Genomic DNA, 22,983 nt, shown 5'->3' with positions numbered 1-22,983 from the left:
CGGGCCTCCGATCGATTGTGCGGCAAGGGTTTTTGTGCCGGGTCGGTCAGGGGTGGCGGCGCGGGTCGGCTGTGCGTGGGCGCTCGGCGGGTGCTCGGCGCCGCCCTGTGGGCTGGGACGAGCCGGGCCGCTGCGGGGGCCGCGACGGCGCACCCGCGGTCGGCGAGGCGGCGCCGGTGGTGCGGTCGCGTAGGGCGCGGCGGGCGATGCCGCGGATCTCCCTTGCCCGGCCGGGGATCGCCCGTGGGAGCGGTTGGGTGCGCATGGTGAACGGCTGCGCCTCCTCCCCGTTGAGGACGAGGCGTGCGGCGGCGTGGTAGGCGCCGAGGTGGGCCAGGTCGTGGTCGGATAGCCGTGGCGTGGTGTGTCGGGACAGTTCGCGCGCGTCTTCCGGGCTGGCGTTGAAGAAGATCTTGCTGCGGGCGTTGGTGGACATGCCCTCGCGCAGTTCGCGGGGGAGTTGGCCGAGGTGTTGGTGGGCCAGGGTCATGGCGACCCGGAATCCGCGGGCCTCGGCGAGCATGTCCTCGATCGGGTAGGGGAGGTTGAGGAAGTTGTGGCATTCGTCGATCACCATCGAGGCGTCGCGGCGTTGGCGTTGGGGGATGCGGGCGCGGCCGGTGGTGGCCTGCCAGGTACGGGCCACGACGAGGGAGCCCACGAGCCGGGTGGTTTCCTCCCCGAGGCTGCCTTTGGGGATACGGACGAGGCAGATCCCGCCGTCCAGCACGTCGCGCATGTCCACTGTGGAGTGCCCACCGGCGATGGCGTCGCGGACGAAGGGGCGCAGCAGGAACGCGCGGAGTTTGTTCATCAGCGGCGAGATGACCTGGCTGCGCGCCGAGTCGGTCAGGTCCTCGTACCAGGACCAGAAGCCGCGTAGCACCGGGTCGCTCACCCCTGCGGTGACTCGTGACCGGAAGGCGGGGTCGGCGAGCAGTTTGGGGAGGTCGGCGAGGGTGGCGACGCCTTCCTGGGTGCGCAGGGTCAGACAGGCGGCGCGCATCACGTCGTCGGTGCGCGGCCCCCAGAACGCGGAGTAGACGCGCCGAAACACGCTAACGAGGTTGTCGACGGTGAGGTCGGTTTCCCCGCCGTCGAGGGGGTTGAGGCACGGGGGCCTGGATGTGGCGTCGGCGTCGAAGAGCACGACCCGGTCCCCGGCGGATTTTGGGAGGCGGGAGAGGATGTCGGTGACGAGGTCGCCTTTGGGGTCGATGAGCACGATCCCGCGCCCCTGCTCGGCGTCGGCGAGGATCATGTTGCCCAGCAGGGTGGATTTGCCCGAGCCGGTGGCGCCGATGACGTGCAGGTGGTGCCGGGCGTCGGGGACGCGCAGGGCGACGGGGCGTTGGTGGCCGGTGTCGGTAACCCCCAATGGTTTCGCGGCCGGTCCGGGGGTGGCGATGCCCGGTGGTGGGGCGATGGCGCGGGCTCCGGCGCGTTGGACTCCGGGGATCGCCTCCTCCGTGGGGAGATGCGCGATCGCGCCGAGTTCGGGCACCGAGAGCAGGTCCCCGGCGCCGAGGCGGCGCTCGGCCAGTGCGGGGCCGGGGTGGCGCAGGCGGCGGCGGGCGTAGCGGTTGTGCTCGGTGAAACTGGCGAACGACGCGGCCAGGGCGTGCGCGCGGCCGCGGGCGATGTCGCGCGCGGTGCGCATCTCGCCGTCGGCGGCGTCGGCGGGCAGGAGGGTGGCCACGGCGTAGCGGATCACGGTCTCGTACTGCGGGCCGCGCTGCTTGCCCACGATGGCGCGGTTCTGGGCGGCGTACTCCAGCGAGGTCCGCGGGTCGCTGTGCAACGTCCCCGCGCTGGTTCGGCGCCCGGTCGGGCGGCGGGTCTTCATGCCGGGGGTGATCGCGTCCAGCAACCGCCCGACGAGGCTGGTCGAGCCGCCGGTGTGCACAAGCCGCGCCGCCCTGCGGGCTCGGGTGACGCGGCGGCCGGCGACCGGCCGGGCCAGGATCTGCACGACGGCGTACTCCTCGCGGCCCAGCCCGACCGGTGCCCCGATGAGGGCACGGAGGGGGTCGGCGTCGAAGTCGCTGCGGATCGGCAACGCCTCGCCGCGGGCCAGTCTCAGCTCGCCGCCGACCACCAACCGCTGCTGCGTCGACCCCGGCGCCGGGAGCGGCGGTGTCGCGGGGTGGGCGACGCGGGTGTGCGACCCCGGCCACGCCGCCTCCACCGCCCGCTCCACCAAGCCGGGCGGGATGACACCGGGCACCCACAACCGGATCGCGACCCCCTGCTCGGAGAACACGTACTCGCACGCCACATGCGGCTGCCCGGTGAACCGACGCCGCCACCCTGGGCGCAACAAGCCCACGAGGTTGGACCACAACGCTTGCCCGCCCGCGGGATCCACCTGCGGCGGGGCCAGGACGGTGATCTGGCGGGCGTCGGCGACCAGTCGGGCGTGGCAGCGCCGCGCCCACCACCGGCGGCCGAGCACCAGCGCGGCGACGCCGACGACGGCCGGCGGGGCGGCGATCGGCCCCCACTCGATCACCCACTCCCGCAGACGTTCCAGCAGCGCGCGCGCGGCGCCGCCGGGGTCGCGTAGGTAGTCGCCGAGCCACCCGCCACCCAACCCACCGGACCGGATCCCGGTGGGCATGGTCGCAGGGGCGGGGCGGTGCAGGGCAGCAGGCATCCAGGAACGCATGGCAAGTCCCTTCACGAAACAGCCGACAAGGCGCGCGGAACGAGCGTGTGGTGGTCAGGCCGCGTGGATGTCGTTGTCGAGGTCGATCTGGTCGTCGGAGTCGGCCGACCCGAACTCGTCCCCGGCCATGTCGTGTTCGTCGCCGAACCCGAGGTCCACATAGGACTGGCTGGTATCGTCGGAGTCGGCGACGTGGCCGTCGGCGGCGTATCCGGCGAGCTCGGCCGGGTTGCTGGTGACCAGGTAGTGCTCGGTGGGCGAGGCCAGGGCCTGGAATGCCACCCTCTGCGTTCCCGCCGACAGCAGGCCCTGGCCCTGGTCCGAGCTCAGGAGGAATTGCCGTTCGCCGGCGGACAAGTCGAACGTGTGGGTGACGTCGTCGATCGCTTGCGACGCCTGCCGCAACAGCACCTGTGTGGCGGCGTTGGCGATGACGGCTTTACCTAGTTCGCTGCCCAACACATCGGCCGTGTCTTGAGTAGCGACCGTGAGCCCGGCCCAGTGTTTGCGTGCTGCTTTGGCCATGCGGAACAGGAACTCGGCGCCGGTTTTCTCGCGCATCAGCAGCCATGCCTCGTCCACCACGACCAGGCGTGGTCGGCGGATCGCTGGGTTGCTGATTCGCCGCCACACGGTGTCGAGGACGAGCAGGGTGCCGATGCCTTTGAGCTCGTCGGGCAGGTCTCGCAACGAGAACACCGTCAGGTGGCCTTCGGGTGTGGTGGTGGTCTGGCCGTCGAAGAGCTGCTTGAACGCTCCGTCGACGAACGGATGCAACCTCGCTGCGAGCTCGACGGCGGCCCGGTCCCCGGCATGGCCCGCGTCGGCGAGTTGGTCGCGCAACTCGCGCAACGTGGGCGCGGGGCGGGTCCAGGTGCGGGCGTCGGCGGTGATCCCCACCGCCTGGTAGGTGGCGGCGATGCCACGGTCCAGGGCGGCCCGCTCGGCGGCCTCCAGTTCGCCGCCGACGAGGACTCCGATCGCGGTGTGCAGGAACAGGCTGCGCCGGATCAGGGCGTCTTTCGGGGCGGTGCGGCGGCCGTCGGCGCGCGTGTGGATGGGCAGGTCGAACGGGTTGAGCCGTACGTTCGCCGCGCCGAGGTGGATGTGGGTGCCGCCCACGGCGGCGGCCAGGCGGGCGTATTCGTCCTCCGGGTCGACCACGGCGATCTCGATGCCCCGATACAAGCTGCGCAGGAGTTCGAGTTTGACCAGGTAGGACTTGCCGGAGCCGGAGCGGCCGAGGATCACCGAGTTGTGGTTGTGCATGGCAGGGGCGAAGCGGTCCCAGTGCACCAGCCCTTGGGAGCCGACGTTGTAGCCGTAGAGGACCCCCGAGGGCGCGGCCACGCTGGTGGGGTCGGCGGCAGGGAGGTCCGGGCTGGTGAACGGAAACGCGGCTGAGAGCGCCGGGGTGTCGAAGGTGCGGCGTATCCCGATCAGGTCCAGGCCCATCGGCAGGGTCGACACCCAGCCCTGCAACGACCGGTACGTCGTGTGCTTGGCGTCCAGCAGCAGGCTGGCGCACAGCGACCGCAGCGCGGCCACCTCGTCGGCGAGCGCGCGTTCGGAGATGGCGTGGATGGTGAGGTACAGGCCGACCCGATACAGCTTGCCCTCGCCGCGGGCGACCCGGCCGGCCAAGTCGTAAGCGTCCTCGGTGGCGGCCTCGACCCGCGGGTCGTGCAGGCGGCCGTGCTCGGCGGTGTGCCGACGCCCGGACTCCAACTTGGCCAGTTGCTTGCGCAGCCGGGCGGCCGCGGTCGCGGGATCGATGGGCTCGACGTGCAACGAGACATCCAGGCGGCCGGGGTAGGTGAGCAGCGGCTGCAGCCAGCCGGGGTGCACCTCACGCGGGAACCCGGTGACGCCGAAGCTGGCGACCCACTCGCCGCCGACCTCCAGGTGCCTGGCGCCGACCGACAGCGAGTCCGGGGTGAACGCGGCGGCGCCCTGCACGGGGCCGCGAATGGTGCTGGGGCTGGTGCCGCGTGGCGCTGTCTGTCGCGGGCGGCGTGCGCCGCGCCGGGTGCGTGCTGGGGTGGCCATCAGAACCGCCTCCGTCCCTGGTCGATGTCGTCGAACTCGCCGTCGCCGTCCTCGTAGTCCTCGAAATCGTGGTTGTCTTCGTCGTCCCAGTTCTCGTCCTCGCCCGTGTCGTCGGTGCGGTGATCGGCGTACCGGAGAGCGCGGCCGGTCTCCCCGCCGTCGACGTCGTCGTCGAGGTCATCGGTCGGGTCGCTGCCCGCGGTGGTGATCACGTCGTCGGCGCTGGCCAGGTCGGCCGAGGGCGGCAGGAGGGTGTCGGGGTTGCACGCCGAGGCGAGGACGGCGGTGGCCTGCCCGGCGTCCAGTGGGGTGACGACGATCCCGGCCGGGCCGAGCAGCTCGACAGCTTCGCCGAGGCGGCGGACCAGCCGGGATTCGGCGCCGCGCCGCGCCGCCGCGCTCGCCGCGCCCGTCGCCGCGGCCGCGGTGCGGCGTCGCCCGCGGCCGTGGGCCAGGGAGGTCAGTGCCGCGAGCGGCCCCGGACCACCCAACCCATCAACCGAACCTGCCGGCTGCGGGCCTTCGCGGAGGACGAGGAGCACTTGGCGGCGTAGCAGGTCGGTTTGTGCGGCGAGTTGGGTGAGGTAGTCGGCGTGCTCGGCGGCCGCGGCCTCCAGCGCGGGGTGGGGTAGCCCGCCGGCCCGTTGGCGTAGTTCGTTGATCTGTCCGGTCAGGTCGAGTCGTTGCGCGCGGATGAGGATCTGCACGGGCGCGGTCAGTGAGTGCAGGTAGCGGCCGAAGCCGGCGACCAGTCCTTCCTGCTCGGCGGCGGTGCGCAGCGCGAAGTTCACCGTGGAGGCGACCGCCACCACGGCCAGGCCGTCGGCGCCGAGGTCCACCACCCCGATGTCGCCGCGGGTGGGGGTGATGGCTTGTGCGGGCAGCCGCAGCGCCGAGGGCGAGATCTGCTCCCGACCCGGCGCCCTGCCACCCCTGCGCGCGCGCCGGGGTGGCGTGTCGTTGCCGCCTGTCGTGCATGCTGCGGTGAGCCAGTCGGGTGCGGGCCGCACGCCTTCGGGGGCGGTGACGCGGTGGCGGGGGGCGAGGCGTTGGCCGATCGCGGCCAGGAACAGCCGGTCCAGGCTGACCCCGTCGCGTTTGCCGAGGGCGAGGATCGCCGCGGTGGCCGCGACCGGGACGGCGATGGCGAGGAACACCGGGATCGGCACCAGGACGCGGGTGAGGGTCCAGGCTGTGTAGAGCAGCAGGCCGGTGGTGGCGAGGATCGCGAGTTGGCGGGCGGTCAGCGCGCCGAGCACGCGGTCCTCGACGTCGATGTCGGCGGGGATGCGGACGGTCATGGCGCTGTACCTCCTGGGTTGGAACGTCTTCCCGGTTTCGGCAGGTCCAGCGGCAGCCGTAGTTGCCTGCGGGCAGGCGGCCGAGGCGCCGCTGCCGGGGGCGGCACGGATGCGGGTGTGGGTGTCGGGACGCGTGCGACCCCGTCGAGCGGCAGCCGGTACTGCCCGCCCCGGTCGGGACGGTTGCCCCGATAGGGGTCGAAGGGCAGCTCCGGCTGGACGACCCGGCTCCGGGTGGTCGGCGCGGGAGCAGGCGCGGGGGCGGCCGGGCGCGGGACGCGCCGGATTCCGTCCAGCGGCAGCCGGTACTGCCCGCCGGGGGTCGGCCGGTTGCCCTCATACGGGTCGAGCGGCAACCGTAGTTGCGTCCCGTCCCTGCGGGTCTTGCGTCGGACATCGCGTGATGTGGGCGGGGCCGGTGGCGTGGGAGTTCGCTGGACGTCCAAGGGCAGTCGGTACTGGCCGTCGCGGCCGAGGATCGGCTTGTTCTCCGGCCAGTCGTCCCCGAGCGGCAACGTCAGCTGCCTCCCCCGTGGCGGGGACGGGGCGGGCCTGGAGTTCGGCGTGGGTCTGGGTGTGGCCGATCTGGTTCGTCGGACACCGGCCAAGGGCAGCACGTACTGGCCGCTGGCGGTGGCACGTGTGTTGGCGTAGGGATCGGCCGCACCGCCACCGCCACCGCCACCGCTTGTTCCCGTGTTGTCGCCGCCGCTGTTGGCCGGGCGTGGTGTTCGGTGTCCGCTGAGCAGGCCGAAGGTCTTGTAGGCGAGGAAACCCCTGACGAGGGATCCGATCAGGGAGCGTCCGTTGCCGCCGCGGATGGAGGACAGCACCCAGAACGGGATCTTGAACAGGATGTACATGAGGGCGAGCGCGACCAGCAGGTTGACCAGCCCGCCCCCGGTGGGGCCGAAGACGGTGAACCCGCCGGGGGCGAGGAACACCTTCATCGCGGTGATCAGGGTGAGGCTTTGGGCGAGTTGGATGGCCAGGCAGCCGCCGTAGGCTTTCCACCACCAGTAGGCGATGCCCTCGGTCTGGGGCAGGGCGTGGAACATCAGCGCCAACGGTGCCCCGGCGATCAAAATGATGGTCAGGGCGACGCGGACCACGTAGGTGAGCAGCAGCGCGACGAGCATCCCGGCGATGAAGATGCCGATGAAGATGATCCAGATCCCGCCGTTGAGCGACCCGAGGACCAAGTCGCGCAGGGTCTGGCCGGCGGACTGCGCGTCGACGCCGCCGCCCATGATCGCCGCGACGAGGGCGTTGGCGATCTGGATGCCCTTGGTCGCCGACCACAGCGACAGTGCCCCGGCGAGGAAGCCGACCACGACGCGGGGTGCGAGTTCCTTGATGGAGTGTCTGGTCTGGACGGTCTGGTAGCCCATCGCGATGATCCCGGCGATGACGATGAGCAGGCTGTAGGAGACGAGCAGGATCTGCCAGGAGTTGTCCCACAACTCGGCGACCCGCGGCAGCGACTCCGGCGTCGGCGTGGTCAGCAACGTGCGCGACAACAGCTCCAGCAGCGGGTTGAGCGCGGAGGTGACGATGCCGCGGAAGAACCCGTTGATGGCGTTGGTGACGCAGCCGCCGATCGCGGTGATCCCGCACTCCTGCTCCCCGTCGCCGCCCTGACCCGGCCCGGTCGCGCCCGGACCGGTCGGCGGTGAGGTCGCGCCGGGCTGAGGGATGCACCCTTCCCCGGTGCACGGCGCTGGGGATGTCGGCAGGTCGGCCGGGACGCAGCCGACGGGAACGCCCGGGTGGACGACGTCGGTGGGGCAGGGCGGCAGATCCGTCGGCGGCCAAGGCAGCGGGAGCCCGGTGGGTGCCGGCCGCGGCGGGGTCACTGTGGGCAGCGTGCAGATCGGGCTCGGCGAGCCGGGTGGGCACCCGGGGTCGACGGTCGGGATCGGCGTCGGCGGGGCGGGCTGGGCTGCGGCCGGGACAAGGTCCGCGGCGGCGGCGGCACTCGCAGCGAGAACACCGGCGAACAGCACCACCAGGCTCACCGCGACCGCCGGCGCGCGGCCCCCCGTCCACCGCCTGCGCGGCCTGCCGGTGCACCGGGTGCGGTTCGCGGGGGGTGCGAGCAGCACCCGACCGGCGCCGGTGTTTGTCGATCGGACGTGATCGGATGCTTCGGAGGTCAGGCCACGGACAGTTGGTGCGGCTGCTGCCTGGCGTCGGGTGGGTGCGGTCGGCCCTGGTCGGCGTGGCATCGCTCAGGCCCCCACGATGCCTTTGAGCACGGCCACGACCAGCGGTGCGAGCGCCGCGAGGCAGTAGCCGATCCCGGCGGCCTTGAAGCACTCCTTGGCCTTCTCCTGCTCGCCCGGATCACCGGCGCCCACGACCCGGCGCACCCCGCCAATAGTCAGGAACACCGTCGCCAGAGCGGCGAGGATCCCCATGACCCAGGTCCGGATGTTGCCCAACACGGTCTCGACCGAGTCGGCGACGGCGAGCACCTGCGTGGTGTCCGCGAGCGCCGCCGACACCGCCGCGGCCGACAGCACCACGGCGAGCACCACGGCCTCGGCGAGCACCACGGCCGCGCGCCGCACGGCGTCGCGACGCGCCGCACAAGCCGCACGGCCCGCGGCCGCGGACGGAGCCAACGAGGAGGCAACGGACGCCGCGAGCGCCTCGACGGCCGGCCGGGACCGACGGGAGGGAACTCGGCGGGCGGGCGTTCCCCGCGTGAGCCGCGAGCAGCTGACCGGTCCGACGCGGGGGCGGTGGACGCCAAGAGTGTGCGCGCCGCGGATGTGGTGGTAGTCGGGTCGAGAGCGGCGGGAACGGGTCAGGCGGCACATGGAGGCACCTCCGAAGTCGCGTTCGACGGCCGTCGGGTGGTGCGGTTCGGCCGGTCGAGCGGGGTGGTGTGCGCGGGGCGGCTGGTGTCCTCCCGCAGCCCTCGACTCCGGATTCGGCCCCCGTTTCCCGAGGGCGATACCGAACCGTGACCGCCACCTTCTCCGCTGCGGTGCTCACCCTGCGTGACTTGCCGTGTGGTCGGCGCGGGCCGGCGCCGGTGTCGTTGGCGGCGGCGGTGATGGTCGCGGCGGCGACCGCGTGGATCTCGACGTCGCGGTCGCGGCGGTCGCCGGGGTCGTCGTGCGGGGCCTGCTCGGTCAGCCACGCGACCAGCCGCGCTTCGGCCTGCCCGCGTGCCCACTGCAGCGTGGTGACCTTCACCCCGGCGTCGGCGGCGGCCGCGGTGAGCGAGTAGTCCTCCAAGCGGGTGGAGCCGATCAACTCCGCTTCGGCTCCGGTGATGGCGCCCTCGGCGACCGCGCGGGCCAGCACGAAGTCCGGGTGCCCCCACGGCGGCGTCGGCTCGCTAGAGTGGAAGCCCTCGGCGGCGGGCAGCGGCCGGTCCAGCGCGTCGCGCACGTACAGGTGCCCGGCGCGCAGCGCGGCGCACCGCAGCCGCCACATCACCCACGGCCGGGCGATGTTCATCTCAGCCAGTTCGGCCAGGAACCCGGTCAGCACCGCGGCGTGGATGTCGCGGTGGTCGTCGGCGAACCTCGCGCACAACGTGGCGGCGATGGCGAACAGCGCGGGCAGCGCGACACCGACACACGCGACCGTCCACGCGCCGCCCTCGTCGCGGGAGCGGGTGACCAGGTGCATCCACACCAGGTCCACCGCCGCCAACGGCAGCGAGGTGTGCAGCAGCAGCTCGCGCAACTCGTCCAACGGCACCCGCCGCGCGGGCAGGCCGGGGAAGAACCGGCCGTCGACCGACAGCGGGGCGGGGCCGGTGACCAGCCACTCGAACGCCGCCCGCACCGAGTCCAGCGGCAGGGAATCGGGTTCGAAAGGCGTGTCACGGAAAACTGAATTCGGGGCCATTGTCAGCTCCTTTGCGATGGTCGAAAGAACAACGACCACTACAGGAAGTCAAACCGCGTCCACCACAACGCAACACAACGCCACCAAAAGTCCACCACACCGCCACCGGCGATCTTCAGTGAACATCTCCGCCCACAACAAAGATCATCACGAGCCGCCAAGAGGCCGCCGCCGATCGCGGATTCAAGATCATGTGATGATCATCCGTAATGGCCACCTGACTGCGAAAACCGGGGTTTGGTGGCGCTATGGTGGCGATTTGGTAATAGCCGACCGGCGGGCCATGAACCCCCTCCCGTCTCTCGGCCATGCCGGGCGGCGAGACGTGCGGAAAACGTCTGAGATAAATCGGTCCAGGGGCGCAGGGGCGGGGTGTTCACGGGTTCTTCGCGCGCTCATGCGCGCGAGCCGGTATCCCCTGAAAGCCGCGCCGTGACCCGAAACCTGCCGATAAAGATTCGGTAACTGGCGCGGAAATGTTGGGTGTTTTTCGGAGTCGGGGGGTGTCAGAGGCCGCCATGTGCGGCGCGGCGCACACCCGATTCTGCGAGGTATTCATGGCCCAGTCCGATCAGCCCGCGCGCCGCTCGGCGTCGCATGGCCCGAAGCGGCGCGGGGATTGCACCCGTCCGGTGGGCAGGGTTCCTGGGGGTGAGCGCCGCCCGTATCCGACCGCGGCGACGACCACCAGGGTCAGCCCGGCCAAGCCCGGCTCCACCACCAGTCGTGCCCGCTCGCGCGGCTCGGCCGCGGCGCCGACCCCGGCGACGGTGTGGACGGCCGGGGCGACGGGGATCGACCTTGACGCGACCTGGCCCGCGCCGCTGGTCGCCAAGGTCGTCGCCGCGTTCACGGCACCTGGCGGGCGGGTCGTGCTGCTGCCCTGGCCGACCTCACAGCCGTCGCTGGACACATCCGGTGCTCGGCGTCGCGGGCTCGGTGTCGTCGACCCCGACGGCGTCGTCCGGCGCACGCCCTGCGACTCCGGAGCCAACGCCGCCGACGGCATGGCGGGCGCCGAGTTGTCGGCCGCGCTGGACGCGGTCGAGCACCTCGGCCGCCACGGTCGGGTCGTGCGCGTCGCCGCCCCGGACGAGGCGCACCGGCCGGTGTCGCGGCCGTTCTGGGCCGACCTCGTCGGCGACCCCGCCCCACCCCCGACCGATGCTCCGGCGGCGGCCCCGCCGGGCATCGACGGCGTCTCGCCGGAGGCGGACCTGGTCATCACCAGCCTGCCCCCGGCCGAGGCCGGCGACCGTGTCGGCGACCTCGTGGCACTCGTCGCGGCCCGCCTGCTCCGCGCCGGCGGCATCCTCGCCGTACTCACACACAGTGATTGGCAGGGCGGTGAGCTTGTCGACCCGACCGGCGCGGTGGTGGCCGCGGCGCAGAACGCCGACCTGCTCTACCTGCAACACATCGTCGCCCTGCACACCCCGGTCCGCGGCGGCCGCCTCGCCACCGAGGACCTGCCCGACACCCACGGCTCGACCGCCCAAGCGCGGGCCCGCCTGGAGCACCGCGCCGCCGTGCGGGGGCTGCCCGCGCCCCACGTCCGGGTTCATTCCGACGTCCTCGTGTTCTCACAGCAGCACGACCACGACCCGCTCCCGTCGAGCCCCGCCGAGCAGGCGTTCGAGGACGGAGTCCCGCGATGACCGGCACACCGACTCCCCACCCCGCCCATCCCGAAGCCGACCCCGGACCTCACCGGGCCGGCGACAGCGAGGAAGGCACTCCCGTGGCCGACGACCGCACCCCCGACACCCCGCCGCGCCGCAGCGCCGACCCGACAACGGCGCCCGCGGAGACCGTCGCGGACGCGGCGACCATGCGCGTCCCGCGCGGCGTCATCGACGCCCTCGACACCACCACCAACACGAACGTGGGTAACGGCACCGCCGACCGTGCCGCCGACACCGCGACCGAGGACTCGGTCGCCGACAGCACTGCCGACCGTGCCGCAGGCGATGTCCGGGAGCTGCCGGTGTCGGTGTGGACGACCGCGCAGGCCGCCCCGGCGGCGCAGCGCAAGGGCCGCTACATGCCCGAGTCGACCGCGCACCCGGCCAAGATGCTGCCCGCCGTCGCCGCCCATGCGATCGCCCACTACACGCGGCCGGGCGAGCTGGTGTTGGACCCGATGTGCGGGATCGGCACCACCCTCGTCGAAGCCCTCCACCTGGGCAGGCGGGCGGTCGGTGTCGAGTACGAGCCGCACTGGGTCGACGTCGCCCGCGCCAACCTTCAACTCGCCCGCGACACCGGGATCGAGCAGGACGGGCGGGTGTTCCACGGCGACGCCCGCCAGATCGCCGCGCTGCTCCCCGCCGAGTACGTCGGGCAGGCCGCGCTCGTGGTCACCTCCCCGCCGTACGGGCCCTCCACGCACGGGCAGGTCGCGGTCGCGCCCGGAGTCGGCATCCAGAAGTACCACCACCTCTACGGCAACACCCTCGACCGCGGAAACCTCGCCAACATCGGCCACCACCGGCTGCTGGCCGGGTTCACCCGCATCCTCTCCGGACTCGTCCCCTACCTGAAGCCCGGTGGGCACATCGCCATCACCATCCGCCCCTGGCGCGAACACGCCGAACTGATCGACCTGCCCTCCCAGATCCTCGCCTGCGGGGTACACGCCGGCCTCATCCCGGTCGAACGCTGCGTCGCGCTGCTGGCGCGCGCCGCCGAGGGCGAACTGGTCGCGCGCGGCAGCTTCTTCCAGCGCGACTTCATCCGCAAACAGAGGGAGAACGGGCTGCCGTTGCACCTCATCTCGCATGAGGACGTGCTGGTGTTCCGGTCCCCGCTGCGCAGGTCAGCGAGTTCAGGAATCGCGACAGCACATCAGGATTCCCGAAGTTTTGTCACCGGCCAGACGCGACACGCCGGGAACCCGAGTGCCGGTTTGGGCGCGTCGGGGAGTTGGGCGGCATGAGCAGCCGACCCACCACCACGAGCCGATCGCGGCGCGGCTGCGCCCCCGCCCTCGTCGCCGTCACCACGGCGGCGGGGGCGGTGCGGGCGGCCACACCGCCCACCGCCACGAACACCACACCGGACATCCTCGCGGTCACTGCGACTCCGGGGCCGGTCGTCGGGTCGGTGTGCACCGGCTACGGCGGACTGGACCTCGGGGTGCTGGCCGCGTTCGGCGGCGGCCGTGTCGCGTGGTGCGCCGACCCCGACCCGCACGTCACCCAGATCCTGGCCGCCCGGATGCCCGGCATCCCGAACCTCGGCGACCTCCGCGCCATCGACTGGGCGCGGGTGGAGCCGGTCGAGGTGCTCACCGCGGGGTTTCCATGTCAGGACATCTCCGCCGCCGGACGGCGCGCGGGCATCGAGAACGGAGCGCGTAGTGGCCTGTGGGCCGACATCGTGGCGGGCGTTCGCGTACTACGACCCGCGATGCTCGTGGTGGAGAACGTCGCCGCGCTTCGCTGGAAAGGCGGAGGACTCCACAAGGTTCTCGGCGACCTGGCCGAAGCGGGGTATGACGCGCTCTGGCGTAGCGTCCGCGCCGCCGACATCGGCGCCGCCCACCGCCGCGAACGCGTGTTCGTGTGCGCCTGGCCCCGCACCAGCACCCGATGCGAAGGCGGAGATGGTGCCGACGTCGACCGCACAAGATGGTTCCTCGAACGGCATCTCGGCGGCCAGCCGACAGGGCGGTCCTTCCCTGCTGGACCGGTTGCGGCTGTTACCGACGCCGACGGCGTCGGATGCGAAGAACTGCACACACCGGACGCGGAGCGGTGGGCCGTCGCTGCCCGACGAGGCCAGGTTGCTGCCGACTCCGAGGGCCTCGGACACCGGCACACCGGGGCGGCGAGCAGGCTCGGGATTCGGGCCGCCGCTGTCGCAGCAGGTGCTGCCGCTGGCCGACCCGCAGGCGTTCTTCCCGACGCCTCGGGCAACCGACGGGACGAAAGGCTGCCCGGCGCAGCGGGGCAGCAAGGGCGACCTGATGCTGCCCTCGGCGGTGATGCGGCTGCTCACCCCGGACAGCACGATCCCGGACAGCACGATCCCGGACAGCGACGGCACCTCGTAGCCATCCCCACCCCACACGACCCAGAGCCGGTGGCGGCGGGCGGAGAGGTGGCGTGGGGTGCCTACGCGCCCGCCATCCAGCGGTGGGAACACGTGCTCGGACGGCCAACGCCGTACCCGACACAGCCGGGCACGCACGGCCGCCCGGTCCTCGCCCCGGCGTTCGTCGAGCACCTCATGGGCCTGGAGCCCGGCTGGCTGACAAGCCTGCCGCTGCCCCGCACCGCGCAACTGCGCGCCCTGGGCAACGGAGTCGTCCCGCAGCAAGCCGCCCACGCCATCGGGCTGCTGCTGGCCGACCTCGCCGCACTCCTCGGCACGGACACCGGCGTGACCGGCGGGTGCCGCGGCCACGGGCTGGAGGCGAACGCGGCATGACCAGACCATCCACTCCCGACACTCGACCGGCGGCGAGGTGCCTGTCGCTCGGCGCCGGCGTTCAGAGCACAGCGGTGTTGCTGCTGGCGTGCGAGGGCTTGATCCCGCGTTTCGACGTCGCGCTGTTCGCCGACACCGGCTGGGAGCCCAAGGCGGTGTACGCCAACCTGGCCCGACTCCGCGCGCACGCCGCGCAGCACGGGATCCCGGTGCGCACGGTGTCGGCGGGCAATATCCGCGACGACGCCCTCGACCCAGCGCACCGGTTCGTCTCGATGCCGCTCCACACCTTGAATCCGGACGGCAGCCGAGGCCTGGCTCGTAGGCAATGCACGTCCGAGTACAAGATTTCGCCGCTGAAGAAGGCGGCGCGCGAGCTGCTCGGCTATCCGCACCCGCGACGGGTGCCGCGCGGCGTCTACATCGAACAAGCAATCGGCATCTCGACTGACGAGTTCGCGCGTGCCAAGGATTCCGGCGTCGGCTACTTGCGCAACGTGTTCCCGCTGCTCGAGTTGGGCTGGGATCGCACCCGTTGCGTCGAATACCTCGCCGAGCGCGGCTTCGCCGGCACGGTGAAGAGCGCCTGTGTCGGTTGCCCGTTTCACGGGCGGGCGGGCTGGAAATGGTTGCGGGACAACGATCCCGACGGATGGGCCGACGCGGTGGAGTTCGATAAGGCTATCCGTCACGGCCACCCGCACGCCACCGCGCAGGGGCAGCCGTTGCGCGGGCAGTACTTCCTGCACCGCTCCTGCACACCACTCGACCAGGTCGATCTCGACATGCCCGCGAACGGGAAGCGGCACCTGCGGTTGATCACGGCCGAGTCAGCGCGTGAGCAGGACGGTGACCCGGACGGCTGCTCGCCGTGGTCGTGTCGCTCGGGCGAATCGGTCACCGGCACCGGGGAGCGGGCGGCATGAACGCCGCGACCGTGCCTGGCGCGGCCAGGCTGGCGTCGGCTTGGTCGACCACCTGGCGGCCCGCGGTGCTCGGGGTCGGGACGATGGTGGGTTACCTGTTGTCGGTTGTCGCGGCCAACGTCGCCTCGGTCCACTGGCCGCCGCCGAGCGCCGGCGGTCTGCTGGTACCGGCGGGCACCCTGTTCGTCGGGGCCGGCCTGACCCTGCGCGACCTGCTGCACGACGCACTCGGACCGCGCGGCGTGATGGCGGGCATCGCGGCCGGAGCCGGACTGTCCGCCGCGCTGGCCTCCCCGCGGATCGCGGTCGCCAGCGTGGCGGCCTTCACCGTCTCCGAAGTCATCGACGCCCTCGTCTACGCGCGGCTGCGCCACCGCACGCGACTGGGAGCTGTCGCGGCGTCCAACGCGATTTGGCCTTCGGCAGCGCCGCCGCCATACCCGGGCAGATCCTCGGCAAGACGGCCGCGACCATCCTCACCCTGCTCCTTCTCCGCACCACGGGCGGCGAGTCCCGAGGGGTGCGGCGATGAGGTTCTACCTCGGCACCCACCAACCCTCCTGGCTCGCCCGAAACCTCGGAGTACCGCTGCTGGTCAGCCACCGACGCCTAGCCGGGCGACGCAGCCTGCCGCGCGCCACCGGCCCGTGGGCCCTGGACTCCGGCGGATTCACCGAACTGACCATGCACGGCCGATGGCGCACCGACCCAGCCACCTACATCACCGCGGTACGCCGCTACGCCACAGAGATCGGAAACCTGGCCTGGACCGCGCCTCAGGACTGGATGACCGAGGACCACGTCCTGGCACGCACCGGCCTGACATTGCGCACCCACCAACACCGCACCGTCGCCAACTACCTATGTCTACGCGATCTGGCTGCGGACCTGCCGATCATCCCGGTCCTTCAAGGACAGTCGATCGCCGACTACAACCGTTGCGCTGATCTCTACGAACACCGTGGCATCGACCTCGCCGCCCTACCGCTGGTCGGGATCGGCAGCGTCTGCCGACGCCAACACACCGTCGAAGTCGAACGCATCGTGCGATCCCTGGCAGGCCGCGGATACCGACTCCACACCTTCGGCGCGAAGACCCTCGGGCTGAGACGCTTCGCCGACGCCGTTGTGTCGAGCGACTCGGCGGCATGGAGCTTCCAGGGCCGATATCTCCCAGGGTGCGGTCCATCTCATCGGACCGAGTCGAACTGTCTGCGCTTCGCCAGCACCTGGTACCGGAAAGTCTTGCGCAACACCAAGTCTGATGATCGCGCCGCCGCGTGAAGGCCAAAGGGCACAAATGATGTTGGAGGTAGTCAAATGTCTCAGAGCAGACCGTCCCGCCGGGTGGCAGGTGCGCGCAGGCCGCCCGCCGCACATGAGACCGACCGCACGCAAGAAGAACCTCCGCGCGCGGATACGCACTCCGACGAGCCACATCAGGGGGCGGAGGATGGTGTGGTTGTGCTACTGACAGCCGAACAGGCGGCGCAACGGTTGCAGCTCAGGGTCTCCTGGTTGCGGCGTAAGGCAGCCGCGCGAGCCATCCCGTGCCGCTATGTCGGAAAGCATCTGCGGTTCACCCACGACGACCTACTCGCCATCGCCGACCAGGCCGAGTCAGGCCCCAATGTGCCGAGAACCACTCGGGGCCGCGTCCCCTGATCGGGCGGACTCCAACGGTTTCCTTGACCGGACCACGACACGGACGGGTCCATACACGTGTCGGGTTCGGACCCATATCAACGAAGGTGAGCAGATCGTGGCGTACTCGGAGCCGTCCGGACCGAACTCGTGGCGGGTCCGTTTCCAGAAGCCCGACGGCACACTCGGATCAGTATCAGGATTCACGTCCAAAGCCGACGCCGACGAACACGCCCAAGAGATCGACGTCGACCGACGCCGTGGTCAGTTCATCGACCCCGACGGCGGCCGAACGCCGCTTGGAGCGTGGGCGGCGGACTGGTTCGACGCGTTGGATGTCGCCCCGAACACCGACCGGCAGTACCGCAGCCTGTGGCGCAACCACCTGGAACCCGACTGGGGGATGACGCCGCTCGTCGCGATCACCAACCTGTCCGTGCACAAGTGGGCCAAGGGCAAACGCGCCGAGAACTACGCCACCAGCACCGTCTCCACGATGGTGAAGCTCCTGTCGATGATGCTGTCCGACGCCGCCGATGAGAAACTCATCCACGCCAACCCATACCGCGCCAACCGGCGCGGCAGACGCCGCCACGCGGTGGTTCGGGAGCGCGTTTACACCAGCCCCGAAGGTGCGCTGCGCTTGGCGCTGCACGCCACCGTGCTGGCGGGTTGGTGGGCAGGCGCGCTGCTGATCACCGCTGCCTGGACCGGCGCCCGATGGGGCGAACTCCTCGGCATGCGGCGTTCCAATCTGCACCTCGACGGCCCCGTGGGAAAGATGGTCATCGATCCAAACGAGGGCGCGCTCCTCGAGATCGACGGGGTGTTCAGCCTTGGGCCACCTAAGACCGCCGAGTCCGCGCGCACCATCATCCTGCCGCCATTCCTGACCGCACTGCTCCGTCAACATCTCGCCACCCATAACCACACTCACGTGTTCGTCACCGCCGAGGAACAGCATCCGCGCCGGTCCAACTTCTCCCGCCGCGTCATGCGTCCGGCAGCCGACGGCACCCGGGGCTACCCGCAACACTGGCCGCACCTCACCCCCGTGCAGCCCGATCTGACCTTCCACGGTCTGCGGCACAGCCATAAGACATGGATGATCGCCGACCTGATCCCCGATATCGCTCAGGCCAAACGCCTCGGCCACCGACTCCCCGACAAGATCGAACACATCTACAGCCACGTCGCCCCCGAAGTCGAAGCCCGTCTCCTCGACAACCTCGAACGCCGATGGCTCGACGCCGTACGCGAGGTCACCGCGACGGAACGACATCACACAGAGCGGATCTCGAACCTCGGCCAGATCACCTCCAACGAGGACAACCTGTGACGCCGTCCTCGGCGTATCGCTCGCGGTAGCCAAGGCCGTTTGCGTTGTCCGAACCTAACTTGCAGGACTCGTTGCGGGTGTCCGGACCTATGTTGGCTGATCGTCGGGCGTTACCCGAACGAGCGCTGGGCTGCGGTGTCCGACATGGACCCAATGCCCCGGGGACGGAGGGCAACTTCGGGCGGTTACAAGACACTTCCGGGTGCCAGCCGCATCAGTGGAGCTGTCCGGGCCGCGTCATCCTGGCTGCGCCCCACCCGCGTGCCGGTAGTTCAGGACATCGTTCCCGTTACGAAGTCAAACAGATATAGGCCTGCCTGCCCCGCAACTGCGACCGACCGTCCGTCCGGTGTCCACGCACACGCGCTCGCGGGCTCCTCGATGCGGAGCAAAGCCGCCACGTCCAGGGTGGCGAGGTCCCAGATCCGAACCGTCTGGTCGTCGCCGACAGATGCCAGCCAACGTCCGTCAGGTGCCACGGTCAGCGCCCTCACGGGCTGCGTATGCCCCACGAGTGTGCTGATCTGGTGCCGGGTACCCACGTCCCACAGCCGGATGTCCTGATCGTCGCCCGCCGACGCCAGCCAGCTCCCATCGGGTGCGACCGCCAATGTCCGGACCGGCCGCGCGTGTCCCGTTACGGTCGCCAGTTCGCGTCCGTCCGTGTCCCAGAACCGGAGCGTCCCGTCGTCCCCAGCCGACGCGACCCATGTGCCGTCTGGTGCCATGGCCAGAGCCCGCACCGTGTCCGTGTGCCCCATGAACCTCCTGTGCCCGAACTTCCTCCTGGTGATCCGTGGCAGTGGTGCCTTACTATGGAGGGGGTTGTACTGGCCTTCCTTGACCCTGACGGTCCACAGTCGAATCTTGTGGTCGTCACCCCCAGCGCACACTAGAGTTCGGCCGTCCGGCGTAACCGCGAGTGCTTCGGCATTGGCACTGAACGTGCTGGGGTCGGCGTACATCGCGATGGACGGATCCCTGAGCCATTTCGCGGGTATGGTGTCGGCGAGCGCCCGCCACAACCGAACGGTGCGGTTGTCCAACGCGAGCGCGAGCCAGCTGCCGTCCGGTGCGATGGTCAGCGCCTTCGCTTCGTCGCGCATCCAGGAGTGCGCTTCATCGCGCATCAAGGAGTACGCGAAGTTGGTATACGTGAACCGTCGTTCGCCGGTGGCGGTGTCCCAAGTCCGGATCGTGTTGTCGCCACCAGCGGAGGCAAGCCACTTGCCGTCTGGCGAGACTGCCAAGAGGTTGACGGACCTCGTTCTACCGTTTGTCTTCGATCGCCGTTCGAGACCGGACAGGTCCCACGTCCGCACAGTGTTGTCGTCACCGGCCGACACCAGTCCCGTCCTGCTCGGCGCGACGAGCGCCCGCACGACGTCCGTGTGCGCAGTCAGCGTCGCCAATGGATTCCCGCTGGCCGTGTCCCAGACGAGGATTGTGCCGTTATAGCTGCTCGAAGCGAGCCAGCGTCCGTCGGGGGAGACGGCGAAGCCGGCTGCGAGATGCCTCATCCAGGTGTGGGTGGCTCGTTCCTCCCCGGTGTCCATTGTCCAGAACCGAACACCGTGGTCGTCCCCGGCAGATGCGAGCCAGCTACCGTCCGGTGCTGCCATCAGCAGGTGCACCGCGCGTGTGTGCTCGGCGAGGGTGAAGCGGTTGCTGCCGGTGGAGGTGTCCCAGACTCGTACGGTGTGGTCGGCGCTCGCGGAGGCCAGCCAGGACCCGTCGGGTGCCACGGCGAGGGCGTGCACTGCGCCCGTGTGCTCGGCGAGGGTGAAGCGGTTCCTGCCGGTGGAGGTGTCCCAGACTCGTACGGTGTGGTCGGCGCTCGCGGAGGCCAGCCAGGTCCCGTCGGGTGCCACGGCGAGGCATCGGATGGCATCCCGGTGTCCGTGGAGCACCCACCGTGCGGTCGTCGTGGACGTGTCCCAAATCCGGATCTGACGATCATCTCCAGCTGACGCGAGCCAGGAGCCGTCCGGAGCCGTCACGAGCGCGCGTACTGGAAGCTCGTGCCCGGTAAAGGAGCGGCGTACCTCTGCGGTGATCGCATCCCAGATCTGCACGACGTGCGCATCGTTGGCGGACGCGAACCAGGAGCCGTCGGGCCCCGCGACGAGGATTGAGACTGATGAACTCTGGTTGCGCGCCACGGCGAGTACCTCTTCGCTGGCGGTGTCCCAGATGCGCACGGTGTTGTCGTCGCTGGCCGATGCGATGCGAGATCCGTCTGGTGAGACCGCCAGCGCGCGCACCATCTTGGTATGGGCGGTCAGTGTTCTGCGTAGAGCCGGGTCCGGCAGGTCAGGCAGGGGCCACCTGTTGACCAGGACCGGGGCGGCCCGGCCTTGAGCGAGTTCGGAGGCCTGCAGACCCCACTCAGGATCGTGTGCGACGCGGCTGAAGAGGATGTCTGCGCGGAATCGGGCGGGTCTCGTCGGAGCCAGGAGGTGGGCTGTCTGTCCCAGCAGCCGGTGTAGTCGAGCGCATCGCGAGGTGTCGACCAGGGAGAGGTCGGTGTAGGGCGCGGTGGGGCCGGACTGCCCCACTCGGGCTAGCACCCAACGCAGGTCGACTACCAGGGCCTCCGCGCTGTTGGTGTACTGCCCGGCGACGAGGTGCTCGACCAGATGGTCCCAGAGGTACCGGGCCGACTCGGCCATGTGCCACCACGCGATCCGGTCACCAGCGGTGGTGTCGGAAGTTTGATGGGCGAAGGGGACGGCGATCGGGATCCCGTCGGCGGCGGCCCGCAGCATACTGCGGTGGAGTTCGACGAGCCGCTCGCTGCCGAGTTCTTCCTGCAGATAGTCGCGAACCACGTCGTGCAGACTCACAGCGCCTCCAGCATCGGCGCCCGTGACTGTCAGCAGGGCCAGTTGGGCGAGGCGTGCGCACAACGCCCTCGTGCGCACGATGTCGAGCCCGCCGGTCTCCCGCCACAGCTCCTGCACCAGCGCTACCGGCACCATCTCATCCTCGACGAACACGGCGAGCTCGGCGAAGCGCGCGCGCTCGACTGGCGCCAGCAACCCGACGCTGGCCTCGATCGTTGCCGCGATGGCACGCTGGCGCTGGTCTGGATCATTGACGTCCAAACGCTGCGCAGACGCGCCAGACAACCCATCGAGCTGAAGGGCGCCGGAGCGGCGGAGCTGGTCGACCAGGCTCCGCGCTGCCGCGGCGGCGTCAGCATGCACGGTCACCTGGTCTGACAGGACTTTGTTCACCAAACGCAACAACAGCGGCCACCGGCCCGTCTCCGCGACGAGGTCCCGGATGACCGCTGGCGGCAGAGCTGGCAGCTCCGCAGTCAGCAGCAAGCGGGCCTGCTCCTGCGTAACCTGGTCGACCGGGACCGGGATGGACTCACCGCCCACCAGGGAGGGGATCCTGGTAGTTATCAGCCGGACGCAACGCCCGCCGACCGGGAACGCCGACTCTTGTTCGCTGTGCCACACGTCATCGAGGATGATCAGGCGTGGTGGTCCGGTGGACAGGAGGGCGGCGAGGTACTGACCCGCTTGCTGCGGATCGGTGAACGACATCGGGTTCTGCGGATCCAGTCGAGCGATGAGGTCGTTGACCTTGTCCGCGATCGCCGACCGGGCGCGCACATCGCGGCCCAGCGTCACCCAGTACACCCTGCCGCCGAACTGGCGCAGGACCCGCCGGTCGGCGCGGACCAGTTTCGCCACCGTGGTCTTACCGAACCCGCCGGCGCCGTGCACGGCCGTCGTGATGCCAACGGTGGCCCGAGGTTGCCTGAGCAGGGCGTTCACCACCTGCCGGACCTCGTCGGGCCGGTCGACGATCCACGGTTCCAGCCGCTGTTCGGCAGGTAGCAGTTCGTCTATCCGCTTGTCCGCGAAACGATGCACCTGCCCCACCGCGAACGCAGTGAAGGCGACTGCGGCTGTCGCCCCGGCCACCCACCACAACGGGTTCTCCTTGACGACGGCCAGCCAGGGGAGGTCGACGGCGGTGGCCAGGTTCACCGCGATCGCCACCACGGTGCCCGCGCCCGCCGCGGCGATGACCACGATGAACAAGAGGGCGAGGGGCCACGACCGATGCAATCGCCTCCGCCAGATGCCCACTAGTCCCCCATCGCGTCCGGATCACGGCCTGTGGCTGTCATCCACCTCGCGTAAGTTCATCGACCTTCGGGGAGAGTTCGCTACACCCGGCGTGATCAGGATGGACACTCTACCGCCTTGATCGACTTCGGCCCGGACTCGGTCATCGAGGTCGCTTCGGCCGCCAACCGGGCGCGGGATCAATGGCACCCGTTACCGGCCTCGTCCACGCCTTCGAGCAGGCTGGCGCTCCAGCAAGGCTCAAGCGTGCTTCATCTCGACCGGCACCGGCGACAAGCAACACAGCGGTCAGCTCCTGATTGCGTTCGCCGGCGCAGAAGTCGAAACGAGCCATCTGGCACTGTTCGACAAGCCCCGACCTCGACACTGAAGAACACCTGGCCCAGCAGACCGTCATCAGGGTCGACCGGGCAGTCTTGTCAACTTGCTCGCGGTGTGGCGCGCACACTGACTCGACGAGCTGCTGCTCCACGCCTGTTGGCAAGCTGGAGTCGTTGCCGCTAGGGAATTCTGCGGCAGTGTCTAGTGCAGCAGCCAAGTAGCCCTTAAATCGAAGCCCGCCTCCTCGACAACCTCGAGAGCCCGCTGACTTCAAGCGGTGCGAGTGGTCATCGAATCCGGACGACACGAAGCTGCCGACCTC

At 70.5% G+C, this 22,983-nt stretch carries 14 protein-coding genes; 7 read left to right on the top strand and 7 right to left on the bottom strand.

Translation table 11 applies throughout. The annotated features are described in order from the left end of the window. Positions 1 to 46: 46 nt before the first annotated feature. From BN1701_RS12185 to BN1701_RS38175, 6 genes are all read right to left on the bottom strand, one after another. Positions 47 to 2,668: a type IV secretory system conjugative DNA transfer family protein gene (locus BN1701_RS12185; RefSeq protein ID WP_082859810.1), complete on the bottom strand. Its 2,622-nt coding sequence runs from the start codon at positions 2,666 to 2,668 to the stop codon at positions 47 to 49. 54 nt (positions 2,669 to 2,722) lie between these two features. Continuing rightward, positions 2,723 to 4,717: a VirB4 family type IV secretion system protein gene (locus tag BN1701_RS12180; RefSeq protein WP_054048384.1), complete on the bottom strand. Its 1,995-nt coding sequence runs from the start codon at positions 4,715 to 4,717 to the stop codon at positions 2,723 to 2,725. Beyond that, positions 4,717 to 6,018 (bottom strand): PrgI family protein, encoded by a 1,302-nt coding sequence (locus BN1701_RS12175; RefSeq protein ID WP_054048382.1) that lies wholly within the window; start codon positions 6,016 to 6,018, stop codon positions 4,717 to 4,719. The genes BN1701_RS12180 and BN1701_RS12175 overlap by 1 nt, the downstream gene beginning before the upstream one ends. Then, complete coding sequence (locus BN1701_RS12170) at positions 6,015 to 8,123, bottom strand: hypothetical protein (protein ID WP_231949578.1); 2,109 nt, start codon at positions 8,121 to 8,123, stop codon at positions 6,015 to 6,017. Before BN1701_RS12170 ends, BN1701_RS12175 begins: the two co-directional genes overlap by 4 nt. 126 nt (positions 8,124 to 8,249) lie before the next feature. After that, entirely contained in the window at positions 8,250 to 8,438 is a 189-nt protein-coding gene (locus tag BN1701_RS38180) for a pilin (protein WP_369800527.1), read from the bottom strand. Continuing rightward, positions 8,365 to 9,888: a hypothetical protein gene (locus tag BN1701_RS38175; RefSeq protein ID WP_369800525.1), complete on the bottom strand. Its 1,524-nt coding sequence runs from the start codon at positions 9,886 to 9,888 to the stop codon at positions 8,365 to 8,367. The genes BN1701_RS38180 and BN1701_RS38175 overlap by 74 nt, the downstream gene beginning before the upstream one ends. Positions 9,889 to 10,391: 503 nt before the next feature. Between BN1701_RS38175 and BN1701_RS12155 the strand changes: the two genes are divergently transcribed. The 7 genes from BN1701_RS12155 to BN1701_RS12125 all read left to right on the top strand — a co-directional run bounded on the left by BN1701_RS12155 (position 10,392) and on the right by BN1701_RS12125 (position 18,231). Continuing rightward, positions 10,392 to 11,546: a hypothetical protein gene (locus BN1701_RS12155; RefSeq protein WP_231949576.1), complete on the top strand. Its 1,155-nt coding sequence runs from the start codon at positions 10,392 to 10,394 to the stop codon at positions 11,544 to 11,546. Next, positions 11,543 to 12,826, top strand: a complete 1,284-nt coding sequence (locus BN1701_RS12150) for a TRM11 family methyltransferase (RefSeq protein WP_054048377.1) — start codon at positions 11,543 to 11,545, stop codon at positions 12,824 to 12,826. The genes BN1701_RS12155 and BN1701_RS12150 overlap by 4 nt, the downstream gene beginning before the upstream one ends. Beyond that, positions 12,823 to 14,322 carry a DNA cytosine methyltransferase gene (locus BN1701_RS12145; protein WP_082859807.1) on the top strand — a complete coding sequence of 500 codons (1,500 nt, stop codon included), beginning with the start codon at positions 12,823 to 12,825 and terminating at the stop codon, positions 14,320 to 14,322. Before BN1701_RS12150 ends, BN1701_RS12145 begins: the two co-directional genes overlap by 4 nt. Positions 14,323 to 14,396: 74 nt before the next feature. Continuing rightward, positions 14,397 to 15,248 carry a hypothetical protein gene (locus BN1701_RS12140; protein WP_054048375.1) on the top strand — a complete coding sequence of 284 codons (852 nt, stop codon included), beginning with the start codon at positions 14,397 to 14,399 and terminating at the stop codon, positions 15,246 to 15,248. Positions 15,249 to 15,776: 528 nt separating this feature from the next. Beyond that, positions 15,777 to 16,532 (top strand): hypothetical protein, encoded by a 756-nt coding sequence (locus BN1701_RS12130; RefSeq protein WP_054048370.1) that lies wholly within the window; start codon positions 15,777 to 15,779, stop codon positions 16,530 to 16,532. Positions 16,533 to 16,706: 174 nt separating this feature from the next. Further along, on the top strand, positions 16,707 to 16,913 hold the full coding sequence (locus BN1701_RS37245) for a helix-turn-helix domain-containing protein (protein WP_231949575.1): 207 nt from the start codon (positions 16,707 to 16,709) through the stop codon (positions 16,911 to 16,913). 97 nt (positions 16,914 to 17,010) lie between these two features. Further along, the gene (locus BN1701_RS12125) at positions 17,011 to 18,231 is read left to right on the top strand and encodes a tyrosine-type recombinase/integrase (RefSeq protein ID WP_067520666.1); all 1,221 of its coding nucleotides are present in this window, start codon (positions 17,011 to 17,013) and stop codon (positions 18,229 to 18,231) included. A 272-nt stretch (positions 18,232 to 18,503) separates the two neighbouring features. On the opposite strand, the gene BN1701_RS12120 is transcribed toward BN1701_RS12125, so the two are convergent. Next, entirely contained in the window at positions 18,504 to 22,022 is a 3,519-nt protein-coding gene (locus BN1701_RS12120) for an NB-ARC domain-containing protein (RefSeq protein WP_231949839.1), read from the bottom strand. Between the last annotated feature and the right edge of the window lie 961 nt (positions 22,023 to 22,983).

It is taken from the genome of Alloactinosynnema sp. L-07 (assembly GCF_900070365.1).
Classification (GTDB): domain Bacteria; phylum Actinomycetota; class Actinomycetes; order Mycobacteriales; family Pseudonocardiaceae; genus Actinokineospora.
This window is presented reverse-complemented; position numbering and strand designations above follow the sequence as displayed.

Excerpts from the sequence above, each read along its gene's own strand:
- BN1701_RS38180 (WP_369800527.1), bottom strand. The coding sequence starts at position 8,438 with ATGGGGATCCTCGCCGCTCTGGCGACGGTGTTCCTGACTATTGGCGGG.
- BN1701_RS12175 (WP_054048382.1), bottom strand. The coding sequence starts at position 6,018 with ATGACCGTCCGCATCCCCGCCGACATCGACGTCGAGGACCGCGTGCTC.
- BN1701_RS12150 (WP_054048377.1), top strand. The coding sequence starts at position 11,543 with ATGACCGGCACACCGACTCCCCACCCCGCCCATCCCGAAGCCGACCCC.
- BN1701_RS12130 (WP_054048370.1), top strand. The coding sequence starts at position 15,777 with ATGAGGTTCTACCTCGGCACCCACCAACCCTCCTGGCTCGCCCGAAAC.
- BN1701_RS12180 (WP_054048384.1), bottom strand. The coding sequence starts at position 4,717 with ATGGCCACCCCAGCACGCACCCGGCGCGGCGCACGCCGCCCGCGACAG.
- BN1701_RS12185 (WP_082859810.1), bottom strand. The coding sequence starts at position 2,668 with ATGCGTTCCTGGATGCCTGCTGCCCTGCACCGCCCCGCCCCTGCGACC.
- BN1701_RS38175 (WP_369800525.1), bottom strand. The coding sequence starts at position 9,888 with ATGGCCCCGAATTCAGTTTTCCGTGACACGCCTTTCGAACCCGATTCC.
- BN1701_RS12145 (WP_082859807.1), top strand. The coding sequence starts at position 12,823 with ATGAGCAGCCGACCCACCACCACGAGCCGATCGCGGCGCGGCTGCGCC.